Below are 17,204 nucleotides of genomic sequence, written 5' to 3'. Positions count from 1 at the left end.
GCATGCTGTCGTTCACCCTGCGCCGGCTGGCCTCGGCCGTCGGCACACTCTTCCTCTCCTCCGTCCTCGTTTTCCTCGCCGTACAGGCGCTGCCGGGTGATGTGGCCACGCAGATCCTCGGCAAGGACGCCACCCCGGACGCCGTGGCGGCCCTGCGCGAACAGCTCGGTCTCGACCGGCCCGCATGGGAACGCTACTTCGACTGGATCAAGGGCGCCCTGCACGGCGACTTCGGCACCTCGCTGGTCTCCGGCAAGGGCGTCGGCGGCCAAGTCGCCCTGTACCTCGGCAACTCGGCGCTCATCGCCGTCGTCACCGTGCTGTTCGCGGTGACCGGGTCGCTCGTCCTCGGCGTCCTCGCAGGCCTGTACCGGGACCGCTGGCCCGACCACCTCATCTCCACCGTGAGCCTGGTCGGCATGAGCGTCCCCGAGTTCGTGGTCGCCACCGTCCTGGTGCTGGTCTTCTCGGTCGCGCTGCCCTGGTTCCCGGCGGTCGTCCTCTACGGCCCCGAGGCGAGCGTCGGTCAACTCCTGCCCGCCGTATGGCTGCCCGCGCTCGCGCTCGCCGTGGTGATGGCCGCCTACATCGTGCGGATGGCCCGTACCTCCGTCATCGACGTCATGGCCGGCGAGTACGTCACCACCGCCCGCCTCAAGGGCCTGTCCACCTGGCGGATCGTCACCCGGCACGCGCTGCCCAGTGCCCTGCTGCCCACCCTGCACGTGATCGCCCTCAACGTCGCCTGGCTCGCGGGCGGGGTTGCGGTCGTCGAGAACGTCTTCAACTACCCCGGCATCGGCAAGCTGATGCTCTCCTCCGTACAGAACCGCGACCTGCCCGTCATCCAGGCCATCGCCCTCGTCAGCGCCGTGATCTACGTCGTCTGCAATCTCGCCGCCGACCTCGGCGCCATGGCCCTCAACCCTAGGCTCCGCACCCGAGGGAGGACCCGGTGACCGCACTCGACACCACCCCGGCCACCGCCGGTACCGCCCCGGCGGCCCCGCACGCGGCCGTCCGCGCCTGGCGCGGCCTGCGCTCGTCCCGCACCGCCCTCATCGGCCTGGCCGTCGTCGGCGTGCACGTCCTCGTGGCGCTGCTCGCCCCGCTGCTCACCTCCTACGACCCGATCGCCAACGACGCCTCGCACGCCCTGCTCGGCCCGAGCTGGGAACACTGGGCCGGCACCGACCAGTACGGCCGCGACGTCCTCGCCCGGGTGCTGTACGGCGGCCGGTACGGGCTCGGCGTCTCCGTCGCCGCCACCCTGATCACCGTCGCCCTCGGCACGGTCGTCGGCTGCGCCGCCGCCCTGCGCGGCGGCTGGTTCGACGACCTGCTCGGCCGGGTCCTCGACGCGATCCTGTCCGTGCCGTCGATCCTCGCCCTGCTCGTCATCGTCACCGCCCTCGGCACCGGGCCCGCGGTGATCGTCCTGGCCATCGCCGTCGTCTACGTCCCGCAGGTCGTCCGCGTGGTGCGCGGCGCCGCGCTGGCCGTGGTCCCCATGGACTACGTGACCGCCGCCCGGGCCCGGGGCGAGAGCACCTGGGCGATCCTGCGCCGGGAGGTGCTGCCGAACATCACCGACGTGGTCTGCGTGGAGTTCGCGATGCGCGCCTCCTGGGTGGTGCTGCTGATCTCCTCGCTGTCCTTCCTCGGCTTCGGCGCCGACCCGCCCACCCCCGACTGGGGGTTGATGGTCGCCGAGAACCGCACCGCCATCACCGTCGTCCCGATGGCGAGCCTCGCGCCGATCATCGCCCTGGCCACCCTCGTGGTCGGGCTCAACCTCGCGGCCGACGGCCTCTCCAAGGCGTGGGGCGTGGACCGGATCAGGGAGGGTTCCTGATGACCTCTGTCGTTTCCGTCGACTCCCTCTCCGTCGCCTACCGTTCCGGTGGCCGCGAGGTGCCGGTCGTGCACGAGGTGTCCCTGGAGGTGGCCCCGGGCCGTACCCTCGCCCTCGTCGGCGAGTCCGGCAGCGGCAAGTCCACCGTCGCCGCCACCCTGCTGGGCCATCTGCGGCACGGCTCCCGTGTCACCGGCGGCAGCGTCCGGGTGGACGGGCGGGACGTGTTCGCCTTGCCCGCACGGGAGTTGCGGCTGCTGCGCGGCGGGACCGTCGCCATGGTCGGCCAGAACGCCGGACAGGCCCTGACCCCGACGATGCGCATCGGGCGGCAGATCGAGGAGGTGGGCGGCGAGGTGCCGGTCGTCGACCTGCTCGAACAGGTCCGCCTGCCCCGTCCCGCCGAACTCGCCCGCCGCTACCCGCACGAACTCTCCGGCGGCCAGCAGCAGCGCGTCGCCATCGCCATGGCCATCGCCGCCCGCCCCAAGGTCCTCGTCCTCGACGAACCCACCACCGGCCTGGACGTCATCACCCAGCGCAGCGTCCTCGACCTGATCGCCGCCCTGCGCGACGAACTCGGCCTGGCCGCCGTTCTGGTGAGCCACGACCTCGGCGTCGTCGCGCACATGGCCGACGAGGTGTGCGTCCTGAACACGGGCCGGGTGGTGGAGTCGGCGGCCACCCGCCGACTGTTCACCGCGCCCCAGGACCCCTACACCAAGCGGCTGTTGGCGAGCGTGCCGCGCCTCGACGACGCCGGACTCGCGGTCGTCGACGAGTCGGGGGAACGGACGGTCCGCGCCAAGGCCGCCGTACCGGACGGCGCGCCGGTCGCCGTCGCCGCGCACGACGTGACCATCGACTACGGCAGCACCCGCGCCGTGCACGGCGTGTCCTTCGACGTGCGCCGGGGCGAAGTCCTCGCCCTCGTCGGCGAGTCGGGCAGCGGGAAGTCCACGCTGGCCTGGACGCTGGCGGGACTGCGCACCCCCTCCGGCGGCACCATGACGCACGAGGCCGGTGACCTGGGCCGCCCGGCCCCGAAGCGCCCGCTCTCGTTGCGCCGCCGGGTCCAGCTGGTCTTCCAGAACGCCGACACCTCCCTCAACCCCCGCCGCTCCGTCGGCGACGCGGTCCGCCGCCCGCTGCGGTTCTTCGGCCCCGCGACCGGCCGTACCGAGGCCGCCGAGCAGGCCCGCCGGCTCATCGCCGACGTGCGCCTCGACCCGGCCCTCGCCGACCGGCTGCCCGCCCAGCTCTCCGGCGGACAGCGCCAACGCATCGGCATCGCAAGGGCGTTGGCCGGAGAACCGGACGTCCTGATCGCCGACGAGATCACCACCGCCCTGGACGTCTCCGTCCAGGCCGAGGTGCTCCGCCTCCTGGACGACCTGCGCCGGGAACGCGACCTGGCCTGCCTGTTCATCAGCCACGACCTGGCCGTGGTGCGCGGCATCGCCGACCGGGTCGTCGTCCTGCGGCACGGGGTCGTCGTCGAGGAAGGGCCCACCGAGGCCGTCTTCGGCGCGCCCGGCCACCCCTACACCCGCCGCCTGATGGCCGCCGCCCTCGAACCCGACCCCGACGCACCGCCCCGTACCGACGACGCCCCCGACTGGGCGGACGCCGGCGACGCGGACGCCGTCTGGACCGATCTCGGCGACGGTCACCGCGTCCGCCGCTGGACGCCCCTCAACACCCCCGTGGCCGAAGGAGTTTCGTGAAGTACCGCGAACAGTTCGAGCGCCAGGTCGTCCGCGAGGACGTCTGGATCCCCACCCGGGACGGCGCGACCCGGCTGCACGCACGGATCTGGCGGCCCGTGGACGCCGGGGCCGACCCCGTACCCGCGCTGCTCGAATACCTCCCGTACCGCAAGAGCGACTGGACCGCGCCCCGCGACGCCCAGCGCCACCCCTGGTACGCCGGACACGGCTACGCCTCCGTCCGCGTTGACATCCGCGGCCACGGCGACAGCGAGGGCACCCCGGGCGACGAGTACGACGCCCAGGAACTCGCCGACGGCGTCGACGTCGTCAACTGGCTCGCCGCACAGCCCTGGTGCACCGGCAAGGTCGGCATGTTCGGCATCTCCTGGGGCGGCTTCAACTCCCTCCAGATAGCCGCCCTCGCCCCCGAACCGCTCAAGGCGGTCGTCACCGTCTGCTCCACCGACGACCGCTACGACAACGACGTCCACTACACCGGTGGCGCCGTCCTCGGCATCGACATGCTCGCCTGGGCCGGCACCATGCTGGCCTTCGCCTCCCGCCCGCCGGACCCGGCGAACGTCGGCGCCGACCGCTGGCTGCCCATGTGGCGCGAACGCCTCGACGCCCTCCGACCCTTCCTGCACACCTGGCTCGACCACCAGGAACGCGACGCCTACTGGAAGCACGGCAGCGTCTGCGAGGACTACGGCGCCATCGACGCCGCCGTCCTCGCGGTCGGCGGCTGGCACGACCCGTACCGCGACACCGTCCTCCGCCTCGTCGAGCACCTCCCGGCCGACCGGGTCCGCGGCCTCATCGGTCCCTGGTCCCACCAGTACCCCGACCGGGGGCTGCCGCCCGGCCCGGCCATCGGCTTCCTCCAGGAGACCCTGCGCTGGTGGGACCAGCACCTCAAGGGCACCGACACCGGGGTGATGCGCGAACCGCTGCTGCGCGCCTGGATCAACGACCCTGTCCCGCCCGCCACGTCGTACGACGTGATGCCCGGCCGCTGGGTGGGCGACGACAACTGGCCCTCCCCGAAGGTGACCTGGAGCGAGCGCACCCTGGCAGCCGGGAGCGAGCCGGTCCTGGTCCGCTCGCCGCTCCACACCGGTCTCGACGCGGGCCGCTTCTTCCCCTTCGGCAACGCGAGCGACCTGCCGCCCGACCAGCGTGAGGAGGACGGCCGTTCGGTCTGCTTCGACTCCGAACCCCTCGCCGAACGCGTCGAGATCCTCGGCAGGCCCCGCGTCCGGCTGCGCCTGGACAGCGCGACCCCGCGCGCCAACGTGATCGTCCGGCTCTGCGACGTCGCTCCCGACGGTTCCTCGACGCTGGTCACCCGAGGGGTGCTCAACCTCCTCAGCCGGCACGGCCGGGACCGGACGGTGGAGTGGACCCCGGGCACGTACGAGGACGTCGAGATCGAACTCACCGGCATCGGTTACGCCTTCCCGCCCGGCCACCGCGTCCGGGTCGCCGTCTCCGACGTCTACTGGCCGTGGGTGTGGCCGCACGGCGAGCGCGGCGAACTGCGGGTCGTACCCGCCGACAGCGCCCTGCTCCTGCCCGTGCGGGCGGCCGGAGAGGAACCGTCGATCGCTTTCGAGGAGCCGGAGCAGGCGCCACCGCTCCCGGTGACCTACGACCGTCCCGCCGAGCCCCGCCCCGAACGTCTCGTCACGCACGACGTGGCGGCGGGGGAGTGGACCCTGGAGGTCGACCCCAACTACGGGGGATCACGGACGTACCCGGACGGGCTCCGCTACGAGGAGAGCGCCTGCGAGACGTACCGTGTCCGCGGCGACGACCCGCTGTCCGCGAGCGCCGTGTCCGAGTGGCGGATCCGGTTGCGGCGCGGCGACGAGTACGACGCTGAGATCATGGCGCGTACGGAGCTGCGCGCCTCGGTGGCGGACTTCGTCATGGACAGCCGTATCGAGGCACGGGCGAACGGAGAGACAGTGGTCAAGCGGTCCTGGCACCACACCAGCGCGAGGACGTCGGGATGACCGCCGCCAAGCCGCAGCGCTCCGCGAAGCCCCCGCGCCGGGCCGTCGCCGCCGCCGACCGCACCCGCCAGCCCACCGAGGTGCGCCGGCGGCTGATCGTCGAGGCGGCCATCCCGCTGATCGCGGAGCGCGGCTACGCCTCGGTGGGCGTCCGGGACGTGGCCGCCGCGGCCGGGGTCTCCGTCGGCACGGTCACCTATCACTTCGGCAGCGTCCAGGAGATCCTGTCCGAGGCGATGGTGCTGCACATCGAGCGCTACTACGCGGAGCTGAGCGAGGCCGCCGAGCAGGCGGGCAGCGGCGCCGAGGCGCTGCGGCTGCTCGTCGACGCCCTCTTCACGGAGGACACCGACCGGCACTGGCGGATGTGGTTCGACTACTGGCACGCGGGCGAACCGGCCACCGACGAGGCCTTCGCCCGCGGCCAGGCGGAGCGCTACACCGCCTGGCACCGGCAGATCCGCGCCCTGGCCGAACGGGGCGTCGCGGACGGCGAGTTCGACGGCGCCGACCTCGACGGCTTCACCGTCCGCTTCGCCGCCCTCGCCGACGGCCTCGCCCTCCAGCGACTGCGCCAGTCACCGCCGCTCAGCACCGAGGACGCCCGCCGGCACCTGAACCGGCTGGTGGAGACGGAACTCGCGGTGCGGACGGACCGCGGCTGACCGCGACGGTGGCGACGGACCGCCGGTGCGCTGCCGACGGGACAGCGGCCGACGGCCGGGGCCCCGCGCGCTGTGCCGCCCGGGGCCCGTCCGCCCTACCGCTCAGGCCACCGTGCGGATCAGCTTCTTGTTGGTGAACTCCTCGATGCCGAGGCGGCCGAGTTCCCGGCCGAAGCCGGAGCGCTTCACGCCGCCGAAGGGGAGTTCGGCGCCCTCCGCGCCGACGCCGTTCACGAAGACCATGCCGGCCTCGATGCGGTGGGCGACCCGCGTGGCCTGCTCCGGGTCGGTGGTGAAGACGTAGGAGCCGAGGCCGTAGGGGGTGTCGTTGGCGATCCGTACGGCGTCGTTCTCGTCGGCGGCCGGGAAGACCATGGCGACCGGTCCGAACAGCTCCTGGCGGGCCGCCGTGTGCTCGGTGGTCAGGCCGGTGAGGACGCCCGCCGGGAAGTAGGCGCCCTGCCGCTCGCCGGAGCCGTGCAGGGTGGCGCCCTCCGCCACCGCCTGGCCGACCTGCCGGGCGAGGGTCTCCGCGGCGGCCGCCGAGGAGAGCGGGGCCCCGGTGGCGGAGTCGAGGAGCCGGGCCGTGAACTTCTCCACGAACGCGTCGTACAGGTCCGCCACGACCACGAACCGCTTGGCGGCGTTGCAGGCCTGGCCGGTGTTGTCGAGGCGGGCGGCGACCGCGGCCTCCACGACGCCGTCCAGGTCGTCGGTGGACAGCACCACGAACGGGTCCGAGCCGCCGAGCTCCAGGACGACCTTCTTCAGGTTCCGGCCGGCGATCTCGGCGACGGCGGCCCCGGCCCGCTCGGAGCCGGTGAGGGAGACGCCGTGCACGCGGGGGTCGGCGATCACGTCGGCGATCTGCTCGTTGGTGGCGTACACGTTGACGTACGCGCCCGCCGGGAAGCCTGCCTCGGCGAACAGCCGCTCCAGCAGCGCCGCCGTGGCGGGACACTGCGGGGCGTGCTTGAGGACGATGGTGTTGCCCACGGCCAGGTTGGGGGCCGCGAACCGGGCGACCTGGTAGGCCGGGAAGTTCCACGGCATGATGCCGAGCAGCACGCCGACGGGACCACGGCGCACGACGGCGGTGCCGGGGCCCGAGGTGACGTCGAGCACCTCGTCGGCGAGGAACTCCTCGGCGTGGTCGGCGTAGTAGTGGTAGATGTCGACGCAGAAGCCGACCTCGCCCTCCGCCTCGGCGAGCGGCTTGCCCATCTCCCGCACGATGCTCGCGGCGAGTTCCGCACTGTGCTCGGCGTGCAGGTCACCCAGGCGGCGCAGCAGCGCGGCGCGCTCGGCCACGGAGCTGGACCGGCCCCAGGCGCCGGCGGCGTGCGCGGCGTCGAGGGCCGCGGCGATCTCGGCGTCGGTGGCGGTCGGGTAGGTCTCGACGATCTCGCCGGTGGCCGGGTCGGTGACGGCGTACATGGTGTCTCCAAGTGGCGGGGGATGAGGGAGGGGGAAGGAAGGTGGTCAGGGGTGGAGGACGGTCCTCAAGCCGGAGTTGGAGGCCTTCACTTCTTCAGTGTGGGCCGTCGGTGCGGGGCCCGCGAGCTTGGCGCGGGGCCGGGGAAGGCGACGACGACCGCCCGCATCCACGTGGGGTCCACGGAGACAGCCCGGCTCACCGGCATCGGTGGGGGAGTCGTTCACGCGGGTCTCCTGACGGTGCTGCGTCGGCCGGGGGCCGCGGCGAGCGGTGGTCTCGGGCGGACATCGGCCCCTCTGCGAGCGTCGGTTTCCGGCCGATCCCACTTATTGGGCATGTGACCAATTGCTTTATTGGTCACCCACTCAATAACATTAGTCGTATGACGTCAAGAGCCCCGGGCAGGCGCGTCCGCAAGGCGCCCGCCGAACGCCGCACCGAGATCGTCGCCACGGCGTCGCGGATCGGGCTCACCGAAGGCCTGGAGTGCGTCACCCTGCGCCGGGTCGCCGACGAGCTCGGTGTCCAGCCCGGACTCGTCGGCCACTACTTCCCTGCCGTGGACGAGCTGGTGGCCGAGGCGTTCACCCACGCCACGATGAAGGAACTCGACAGCCTGCTGCCGCCCGAGCCGGGCGACCCCCTACAGGCCTTCCGGCGGTTCTTCGGCCTGACGGCGAGCGCCGATTTCGACGACGTCAGCAAGCTCTGGCTCAACGCACGGCACCTGTCGCGCTACCGTCCGGTACTGCGCGAGCACGTGACGCGGCAGGAACTGCGGTGGTGCCGGCGCCTGGAGGAGCTCATCGCCGCCGGGGCGGCGGCCGGGGTCTTCGGCTGCGCGGATCCCTGGGGAGCGGCCACCCGCGTCCTCGTCGCGATCGACGGCGCCAGCGCCTACATCAACACCAGCGCCGACCACCGCAGGGCGCCCACGCAGGACATGCCGCGCACCGTGGCCGAGTCCGAACTCGGGCTACGACCCGGCATGTTGCTCACGGACTGAGCCCTCCTGCCGGCCGGGGTGGTCCAGGAGAGCCCCGGCCCCCTACAAGCCGGCCGCCTGGGCCAGCGACGCCCGTTCGCCGTCGTCCAGGCCGAGTTCGGCCAGCAGCTGATCGTCGGCCAGCAGACGTCGTACCCACGCGGCGTCGGCGGCGAACGCCGCTCGGCACAGGGCCCGTTCAGGATGGTCGGACTCGGGTCCGCTGACCGCCAGATCCCAGGGGCTGTGGGGGTCGGTCGGTGCGGACAGGGCGGCGGCCACGAGGACGATCCCGAACAGCTCGGTGCGGCGCGGAACCGATGGATCGGCGGCCAGCCGGAGCAGATAGGGGACGACCGCCGCCATCGTGGGACTGATGGACATGGGCCCTGACATCACCAGCCAGTCCAACGCCCGCTCGGCCATCTCGGCCGCGTCGGGATCGACCAGCCCGCGCAGGACGACCGGGACATCGACCGGGCACCCGGGAATGGACGACCACTCCACCGCCTCGCACCCTTCGAGCGCGGGATGTGTGGAAGACGTCTGTCCCAGGTGCGGGTAGGCCGCCGCGAGAGCCGCTGTCGCGGCCGTCGCCGCGGCCTCGTGATCCACCTTGCACACCGGCGTCGCCTCCCTGACAGCGGCATCCGGATCCGGACCCGGCTGCAGTGCCATGAAAGCACGGGCCGTGTCTGCCCGGATGCGTGCGGTCCAGGGACGCGCGGCCCGCGCTCAGCGGCCGTCTGAAGATCGACGGTGCGGCTGTCTCACGCCTGGAACTCCGTCAGATCGATGGAGTGAACGCGTAGCGGATGGGCGTACACCGGGTGCACCGTCTCCCGCTCGGGAACCATGCCGAGCTTGCGGATGACGTTCTCGGAGGCGCTGTCCCCCAGTCGGCTGATGCTGATGACGCGGTCGAGGCCGCGGTCCTGGAGGGCGAACTCCAGTGTGGCGTGGGCGGCCTCGGACGCGTAGCCCTGCCCCCAGAACTGTGAGCCGAACCGCCAGCTGACCGCTACGGCGGGCATCACCTCCGGCAGGAAGCCGGGCACGGACAGACCGGTGAACCCCGCGAGCTCACCCGAGCCCAGCAGCTCCACGGCGAAGAGCCCGAAGCCCTCCTCGTCCCACTCCTCCTCCCACTCCTCGATGGCCGTGGCCGTGTCCTCCAGGTCGCGCACCGAGCCGTCGTCGACCCAGCACATGACGCGCGGGTCGGCGTTGATGTCGGCCATCGGCGCGAGGTCGTCGTCGTACCAGCGACGAAGGAGCAGGCGGGGGGTGCGGATCTCGGTCATGGCGCCCATCCTGCCGAAGACGAGGGCCGCGTCGGAAATCCGGTGCCGCGCAGCCGGCCGCCCCGCCCACGGACGGCCGACCGCACGGGCGATCAGTCCTCGGCGGCGGCGAGGGCGGCCAGCTCACGGCTGACCGCGGCCTGGTGCGCCTCGGCGTCCATCCGCGCCTTCCGCGGGCTCCAGCGACCGGCCATCACGAAGACGAAGGGCAGGAAGAGCACCTGGCCGCCGACACAGATCCACCACCAGTCGCGCCATTCGCCGGGCCCGTCCTTGGTCGCCTTCTGCACCTCGGCACCGTGCTCCTGCAACACCTTCAGCTGCGGCGCCGCCTTCTGTACGACGGCGAGGTCCGCCGCGCCGACCTCCCGGAGGGCGCGGGCGTTCAGCGCGGCCGGCACGGTTGCGGGGGTGTACTTGTTCAGCTCGGCGAAGAGATCCGGGTGCGCGTCGATGACGGCCAGCGCGGGCGCCGCCTGGGCCGAGGCGGCCTTGACCTCGGCGCCGTGCTCCACGAGCGGGGTCACGGAGGTGACCAGCACCGGGATGAAGGCCGCGGAGACGGCGACCACGATCCGCACCGTCCAGCCCCACACCGCCAGCCCTGCCGCGGTCGCCGCGGGGTTGTGCTTCTCGACCGTCTCGGTGAAGCTCGCCATCCAGGGCGCGTAGGCGATGCCGCTGAAGACGCCGATGCCGACGAACAGCCAGGCGAACGTGTAGTAGTCGGTCGTCAGATGGGTGGCGCGGGTGGCGAAGACCGCGGTCACCGCGATGGAGCCGACCGCACCGACGATCATGAACGGCTTGCGCACCTTCAGCCGGTCCGACAGCAGACCGACCAGCACCAGGGCGATGGCGTTCGCCAGCCAGTACCAGTTGGCCAGCGCGTTGGTGCGCTGCTCGCTGTAGCCGAAGACCGTCGCGAAGTAGACGACGAAGTTGCCGACCGCCGCGTAGTACAGCAGTAGGAACACGGCGATGGCGAAGGCCGAGCCCAGCACGTCCAGTCGCATCATCTGCCGCCACTCGCCACGGCGCAGAGCCTCCGTGTCCAGACCCTTGGCACGCGCCTCGACCAGCGCCCGGTCCCGCAGCGTCACCATGATCTGGTCGCGCAGCGCCGGGGACAGCTCGCGCAGCGCGAAGATCGCGACGACGAAGACGACGAACCCGGCGATCGCCGAGTACCGCAGCTCGTCCTGCCAGGTGGCGCTGTCGAGGGTGTTGCTGGTGACGGTGGTGACCACCAGGGAGCCGATGACCGGGCCCATCGTCCAGTACCCCATCGCGGTGGCCCGGCCGAGCTGCGGGGAGAAGTCCCGGATCAGCGCGGGGGTGGCGACCAGCACGATGCCCTCGATGAAGCTGACGAGCGCGAAGAGCACCAGGTAGGTGGTCTTGTCCGCCGCGTTCGGCAGCCCGAGGAAGACCAGCAGCGCGGCGACCAGCAGCCCGTAGACCACCAGGTTCGCCCGGCCCCAGCGGTCCGCCAGACCGGCCACGAGCGAGGCGAAGGCCCCGATCGCGTTGCCGATCACCGAGACCCAGATGAAGTAGCGGTACGTCATGCCGAAGTGCGTGATGATCGACGTCGCCACCGCGTACTGGATGTACAGCATGTAGTACAGGACGACCGTCGTGACGACCACGATCGCCAGATACGTCATGCGGCGGCCGGTGGACGGATAGTCGGCCAGTTCACGGCGGTACAGCCGGGCCAGCGGGCCGCGGGCGTCCGCGGAGGGCCCATCGGGCGCGGGTCTGTCGGCGTCGAACGGCGTCGTAGCGGCGGACATACGGCTCCTCCCAGGGATGCCCGGAAGACCGGGTGCCCACGTCGGTTCGACGAGGGTGCGCGGCGACCCGGCTCCGAGAGCGTGGCCAGAGGGTAGTACCGACTAGTCGGTACGCCTAGAGGGGCGGCACGAGGCAGTTCACCTGACCCGGCACACCCTCACCAGAGTCCGGTGGGCTCCCTTCCGGCCGCCCGGAGCAGGATGTCCCGCGTGGAACCCATCCCGTACTTGTCGACGTCACTGGAGAGCCCGGCCACCTCCAGCAGCAGTGGCCGCATGTCGACACCGGCATCCCGTGCCTGCCCGCACAGATCGTTCAGGGCGACCATCATGTCCCGCGTGTCCTGGCCCTGATCCTCGACCGACATCTCCAGCAGGCGCTGCCGGAAGCCCTGGGGCGTGGCCGCGAAGGGCAGCGTCGTCGCCCAGGAGAACGAGTGGCACCGTTCCAGCAGTGCGCGCAGGGCGGCCCGGACGTCCTCGCCGCCCGCCTCGTACCGGGAGAGCACGTCCCGCAGCGCCGCCTCGGCCTCCGGCCGCAGCCCCGCCTCGTCCAGCGGATGCGCGCTTTCCTGCACCTTCCGCACCCAGTCGGGGTCGGTGAGATCCACCTGCCCCGTCGCGATGGGCTCGACGCACGCGTCGATCAGCGCGACCCACTCCCCGAGCTTCGCCAGTTCTTCCATACCGCCGCCAATCCCGCCCGTACCGCTCACGATGACACCCCTGGCGTACCCCGCCCACCCCAACACCGCCACCCCTGAGGCGATTTGCCCACGCCTCCCTTCGGAACGCGCCCCCTCCGGCGGCGGCCCGCCGCCCCGCACGCCGCCGCCGGAACCACCGCGTCCGGTACCCCCTCGTGCGGGTGCCGGACGCGGTGGCCGTCAGGCGGTGAACTCGTGGGTCCCCGAGCCCACCCGGTACACCGCGCAGCCGTCCTCGCGGCGCAGGAACGTGCCGTGCGTGTGAGTGACCGTCGCCGGGTCGGACGCCGGGATCCAGACCTCGGCGGTCGTGTTGGGCGGCACCGCGCAGGTCAGGGTGAAGCGGCCGGACCGCAGCCGCCAGCGGGTGGAGACGGGCCCGTACACCGAGGTGAACGTGGCGCGGGCGGAGGTGACCGTGCCTCCCGGACGCGGGCGGACCACGATCTCCCGGTAGCCGGGCCGCCCCGCCGCGATGCCCGCGATGTTCGTGTACATCCACTCGCCCACCGACCCGTAGGCGTAGTGGTTGAAGGAGTTCATGCCCGCGTCCTGGAAGCTGCCGTCGGGCCGGATCGAGTCCCAGCGCTCCCACATCGTGGTGGAGCCCCGGTCGATCTGGTAGCCCCAACTCGGGTACGAGCGCTGCTGGAGCAGTCGGTAGGCGACATCCGTGTGTCCCGTGTCGGTGAGGACGGGCAGTAGCCGGGGCGTGCCGAGGAACCCGGTGGACAGGTGCCAGTCCCGGCCCTCGATCAGGGCCACCAGCCGGTCGCCGGCCGCCTTCCGGGACGCGTCCGGCAGCAGGTCCATCGACAGGGCGAGGACGTACGCCGTCTGCGTGTCGCCCCGCACCCGCCCGTCCGCGGTGACGTAGGCGTTCTGGAAGGCCGCCCGGATCCGGCCGAAGAGGTCGCTGTACGGCGCGGGATCCTCGCCGAGTTCACCGGCCATCCGGGCCGCGAGGTCGGCGCTGTGCGCGAAGTAGGCGGTGGCGATGACGTCCTTGGGAGTGTCGTCGTCGACGTTCAGCCAGTCGCCGTACCCCTCGGCCGGCCGCAGCAGCCCGACACTGTGCTGCTCCAGATACGTGAGCCAGGCCCGCACCGACGGCCAGGCGTCCGCGAGGACCTGGCGGTCGCCGTACGCCTGGTAGAGGGCCCAGGGGACGGTGACACCGGCGTCGCCCCAGCCCGCCGTACCGCTGCCGAGCGTGCCGACCACCGGTGCCACGTCGGTGAAGGCACCCGCCGAGGTGCGCGAGTCCCGCAGATCGACGAGCCACTTGGACAGGAACCGCGCCGACTCCATGGTGTAGGCGGCGGTCGGCGAGAAGACGTTGATGTCGCCGGTCCAGCCCAGCCGTTCGTCGCGCGCGGGCGTGTCGGTGGGCACGGAGAGGAAGTTGCCGCGCTGCCCCCAGGTGATGTTGTGGTGCAGCTGGTTCAGCATCGGCACGTCGGTCTCGAAGTCGAGGGTGAACGGCGCGTCCGTGTGCATGACCCGCCCGGTGACCGCCCGCGCGGTCGGCGTGCCGGGGAACCCGGTCACCTCGACGTACCGGAACCCGTGCGAGGTGAAGCGCGGTTCGTAGACCTCCTCTTCCCCCTGGCCCTTGAGGGTGTACGTGTCCGTCGCCGCCGCGCTGCGCAGGTTGGCGGTGTAGACGGTCCCGTCGGGGTTGAGCACCTCGGCGTGCCGCAGCCGTACGGTCGTCCCCGCGTCGCCGGAGACCCGCAACCGCACCGAGCCGACCATGTTCTGCCCCAGGTCGAACACATACACCCCGGGCTTGGGCCGGGTCACCGCCGTCGGCGTCAACTCCCGTTCCACCCGCACCGGTCCGTCCACCTGCGCGACGATCAGCCCCGGCCCGATGTCGCCCTCGCCGCGTACCGCGAGCCAGCTCCCGTCGTCGAACCCGGGCGAGGTCCAGCCGGGGGTCTCCTTGCGCGCGTCGTACGTCTCCCCGTTCAGCAGGTCGGCGGCGACGATCGGCCCGGCGGCGGCCCGCCAGTCGGCGCCGGAGGTCACGCGCTCGGCGGTCCCGTCCGCGTACTCGACCTCCAGCTGCGCGAGCAGCGCCGGGTGCGGGCCGTACTGGCCGGGCCCGAACATGCCCACGTTCCCGGCGTACCAGCCCGGGGCGAGGTAGGCGCCGAGGGCGTTGGCGCCCGGTCTGAGCAGGCCGGTGACGTCGTACGTCTGGTACTGCACGCGGGTGCGGTAGTCGGTCCAGCCGGGCGCGAGCTGGTCGGTGCCCACCCGGCTGCCGTTGAGGTGGGCCTCGTACAGGCCGAGCGCGGTGGCGTACAGACGGGCGCGGGACACCTTCTTGCGCGGCAGCCGGAACGTGTGCCGCAGCTGGGTGACGGCGTACGACACCGGGACGACCCGCCCCCAGGGACCGCCGCCCCAGGCCGCCGCCACCCGGACCGCCGGCCACCCGCCGTCGTCGAAGCCCAACTCCTTCCACCCGTCGGCGGGTTGCTGGTCGGTGGTCTTCCAGGAGGCGTCCGTGAACACCTTCCGCTCACCGGCGGCGGTACGGACCACGAGGACGGCGAGGAGCCCCGCCGGACCCACGGTCGCGTTGGTGGCGGCGACGGCGACAACGTTGTCCCCCGCGCGCACCTGGTCCAGTACGTCCACGACGGCCGGGCGGCGCCAGTCCTCGTTGTCGGTGTCGAGGCCGGTGTGGGCCACCTCGACACCGTTCACGGAGACGGCGTACACGTTGTCGGCGGTGATGGCGAGCGTGGCCGCCGTGATGGCCTCGGGCAGGTCGGCCCGGCCGCGGAACCAGCGGGTGGCCGCCGGCACGCTGCTCGTCGGGTCGCCCTCGGGGTACCAGATCCACGAACCGCCCTCGAAGGACGGCGCGTCGGTGAGGCTCGCCGGGGCGGAGATCCAGTCGGCGGTCCACTGCCCGGTGTCCATGAGCCCGGTCTCCCACCACGAGGGTTCGCTCCAGCCGGACACCTCGCCGTCGCCGTCCCACACGCGCACGGTCCAGTGGTAGCGGGTGCGCGGCTCGAGGGCGGGCCCGGCGTACGGCACGAGCGCGGACTCGGCGGAGGTGACCTTCCCGCTGTCCCAGACGTCCGGACGCGCCAGCCCCGAGGCGCTGGTGGCGACCCGGACCTGGTAGGCGCTCTGCCGCACACCCGTCCCGGCGGCGGTCAACGGCCAGCTGAGACGGGGGTGTCGGGTGTCGATGCCCAGGGGGTGGCGCACGTACTCCACGGTGGGCCCGGCGACGTGCGGGCCCGTGCCCCGCGCTCCGGCCCGTGCGGTTCCGCGCACCGGCGCGGCCACCGCCGATCCGTTGTCGACGGCCGCCGCGACGACCGCGGCGGCGGCGCTCGCGAGAATGTTCCTCCTGCTGATCATGACGACTCCTCGCACAGAGAAAGGAATGAATCGATTCAGAACGGAGAGGCGTGGAAAACGTAGAGCCGGGAGGGGTGAGGGTCAATCGTCGTGCAGTCCTTTTCTCACGTGCTCGGTTCGAGGGGTCGAGCAGTGCGGGGCGTCAGAGGGTGGGGGCAACTCGATTGAACGGTTTCAATGCGTTGTGAGCACGTGGCTCGGTCGCCCGGAGCTGTCGGTGATCCGTCGGCCGTCTGTCGGTGCTCGCTGGAACCGTGGCCGCCGAGTTGCCCGGTGCGGCAGCCACGATCCCCATCGCCTCGCCCCCGACAGCAAGGGAGCCCGCCGCCATGTCGTCCACCTCCGCCCCACCGCCCTGGAATGTGCACCGGCTGCCGCGTGCCGACGGACGGGTCTTCCTGGTCACCGGAGGCAACGCCGGAATCGGGTACTTCGTGGCCGAGCAGCTGGCCGCCACCGGGGCCACCGTCGTGCTCGGCAGCCGTGACAGCGCGAAGGCCGAGGCCGCCATGGCCTCGATACGCGCACAGGTCCCGGACGCGCGGGTGCGGGCCGTACGGCTGGACCTCGCCGACCTCCCGTCGCTCGAAGCCTCGGTGGGGTCGCTGGGCGTGGGACACCTGGACGCCGTCGTCAACAACGCGGGTGTCGCGCTCGACGATCCGCCGCGCAGGGAGACGGCGGACGGCCACGAACTCATGTTCGCGACCAACCACCTCGGGCACTTCGCGCTGACCCGGTGGCTGATGCCGTTGCTCGCAGCCGCACCGGCGGCCCACATGGCCCGCATGGCCCGCGTGGTGACCACGGGCAGCTTCGCGGCCAAGTCCGAGCGGCTGGATCTGGACGACCTGCAGTCCCGGAAGGACTACCGGCCCAAGCGCGCCTACGGACGTTCCAAGCTGGCGCAGATGTCCTTCGGAGTCGAACTCGACCGGCGGCTGCGGGCGGCCGGGAGCACGGTGGCGAGCGTGGTGGTCCATCCCGGCGGCGCACTGGACTCCCTCACCCCGCCACGGCCCCCGGTCCATGCGCGCACAGCCGGCGCCCGGTGGGGCGCCGCACCCGCGGCCCTGCTCGTCCAGGGCAAGCACGCCGGCGCCTGGCCGGCGGTCCGGGCGGTACTCGACCCGTCCGTGCACGGCGGCCTGTTGTGGGGGCCGCGCATCTTCGGCCTGCGCGGCGAACCCCGACCCGAACCGGTGTGGAGCCATGTCGCCGATCCGTCGGTGGCGGCCCGACTGTGGGACGCGAGCGGCGACCTGACCGGCGTCGACCCCGGCACTGCCATCGGTGCCGTCGGTGCCATCGGTTAGGGCCGGGCTCGT

The 17,204-nt window shown here is 72.4% G+C and carries 13 protein-coding genes; 7 read left to right on the top strand and 6 right to left on the bottom strand.

Annotation, left to right across the window (positions count from 1 at the left end):
• Positions 1 to 2 precede the first annotated feature (2 nt).
• The 5 genes from ACGFZS_RS41010 to ACGFZS_RS40990 are packed head-to-tail and all read left to right on the top strand — an operon-like array spanning position 3 to position 6,250.
• Positions 3 to 959: an ABC transporter permease gene (locus ACGFZS_RS41010; RefSeq protein ID WP_362596970.1), complete on the top strand. Its 957-nt coding sequence runs from the start codon at positions 3 to 5 to the stop codon at positions 957 to 959.
• Positions 956 to 1,855: an ABC transporter permease gene (locus tag ACGFZS_RS41005; protein WP_393799421.1), complete on the top strand. Its 900-nt coding sequence runs from the start codon at positions 956 to 958 to the stop codon at positions 1,853 to 1,855. Before ACGFZS_RS41010 ends, ACGFZS_RS41005 begins: the two co-directional genes overlap by 4 nt.
• A complete protein-coding gene (locus ACGFZS_RS41000) occupies positions 1,855 to 3,582 on the top strand; it encodes a dipeptide ABC transporter ATP-binding protein (protein ID WP_393799420.1) in 1,728 nt (575 codons plus the stop codon). Before ACGFZS_RS41005 ends, ACGFZS_RS41000 begins: the two co-directional genes overlap by 1 nt.
• Entirely contained in the window at positions 3,579 to 5,585 is a 2,007-nt protein-coding gene (locus ACGFZS_RS40995; RefSeq protein ID WP_393799419.1) for a CocE/NonD family hydrolase, read from the top strand. Before ACGFZS_RS41000 ends, ACGFZS_RS40995 begins: the two co-directional genes overlap by 4 nt.
• On the top strand, positions 5,582 to 6,250 hold the full coding sequence (locus ACGFZS_RS40990; RefSeq protein WP_393799418.1) for a TetR/AcrR family transcriptional regulator: 669 nt from the start codon (positions 5,582 to 5,584) through the stop codon (positions 6,248 to 6,250). Before ACGFZS_RS40995 ends, ACGFZS_RS40990 begins: the two co-directional genes overlap by 4 nt.
• A gap of 102 nt (positions 6,251 to 6,352) precedes the next feature.
• On the opposite strand, the gene ACGFZS_RS40985 is transcribed toward ACGFZS_RS40990, so the two are convergent.
• On the bottom strand, positions 6,353 to 7,687 hold the full coding sequence (locus ACGFZS_RS40985) for an NAD-dependent succinate-semialdehyde dehydrogenase (RefSeq protein ID WP_393799417.1): 1,335 nt from the start codon (positions 7,685 to 7,687) through the stop codon (positions 6,353 to 6,355).
• 383 nt (positions 7,688 to 8,070) lie between these two features.
• On the opposite strand from ACGFZS_RS40985, the gene ACGFZS_RS40980 reads away from it, so the two are divergent.
• Positions 8,071 to 8,694 (top strand): TetR/AcrR family transcriptional regulator, encoded by a 624-nt coding sequence (locus ACGFZS_RS40980; protein WP_393799416.1) that lies wholly within the window; start codon positions 8,071 to 8,073, stop codon positions 8,692 to 8,694.
• A gap of 42 nt (positions 8,695 to 8,736) precedes the next feature.
• On the opposite strand, the gene ACGFZS_RS40975 is transcribed toward ACGFZS_RS40980, so the two are convergent.
• The 5 genes from ACGFZS_RS40975 to ACGFZS_RS40955 form a co-directional block, all read right to left on the bottom strand.
• Positions 8,737 to 9,297, bottom strand: a complete 561-nt coding sequence (locus ACGFZS_RS40975; protein WP_393799415.1) for a hypothetical protein — start codon at positions 9,295 to 9,297, stop codon at positions 8,737 to 8,739.
• A 146-nt stretch (positions 9,298 to 9,443) separates the two neighbouring features.
• Positions 9,444 to 9,977, bottom strand: coding sequence for a GNAT family N-acetyltransferase (locus tag ACGFZS_RS40970; RefSeq protein ID WP_393799414.1), 534 nt, complete (start codon positions 9,975 to 9,977; stop codon positions 9,444 to 9,446).
• 92 nt (positions 9,978 to 10,069) lie between these two features.
• Entirely contained in the window at positions 10,070 to 11,776 is a 1,707-nt protein-coding gene (locus ACGFZS_RS40965) for an MFS transporter (RefSeq protein WP_393660715.1), read from the bottom strand.
• 158 nt (positions 11,777 to 11,934) lie between these two features.
• Positions 11,935 to 12,462: a hypothetical protein gene (locus ACGFZS_RS40960; RefSeq protein ID WP_393799413.1), complete on the bottom strand. Its 528-nt coding sequence runs from the start codon at positions 12,460 to 12,462 to the stop codon at positions 11,935 to 11,937.
• A 201-nt stretch (positions 12,463 to 12,663) separates the two neighbouring features.
• On the bottom strand, positions 12,664 to 15,876 hold the full coding sequence (locus tag ACGFZS_RS40955; protein WP_393799412.1) for an alpha-L-rhamnosidase: 3,213 nt from the start codon (positions 15,874 to 15,876) through the stop codon (positions 12,664 to 12,666).
• Positions 15,877 to 16,205: 329 nt separating this feature from the next.
• Between ACGFZS_RS40955 and ACGFZS_RS40950 the strand changes: the two genes are divergently transcribed.
• Positions 16,206 to 17,192 carry an SDR family NAD(P)-dependent oxidoreductase gene (locus tag ACGFZS_RS40950; RefSeq protein ID WP_393799411.1) on the top strand — a complete coding sequence of 329 codons (987 nt, stop codon included), beginning with the start codon at positions 16,206 to 16,208 and terminating at the stop codon, positions 17,190 to 17,192.
• The last annotated feature ends 12 nt before the right edge of the window (positions 17,193 to 17,204 follow it).

The organism is Streptomyces sp. NPDC048288, assembly GCF_043201555.1.
GTDB lineage: Bacteria > Actinomycetota > Actinomycetes > Streptomycetales > Streptomycetaceae > Streptomyces.
The sequence above is the reverse complement of the archived record's forward strand: the minus strand, read 5'-3'. Positions and strand labels throughout refer to the sequence as shown.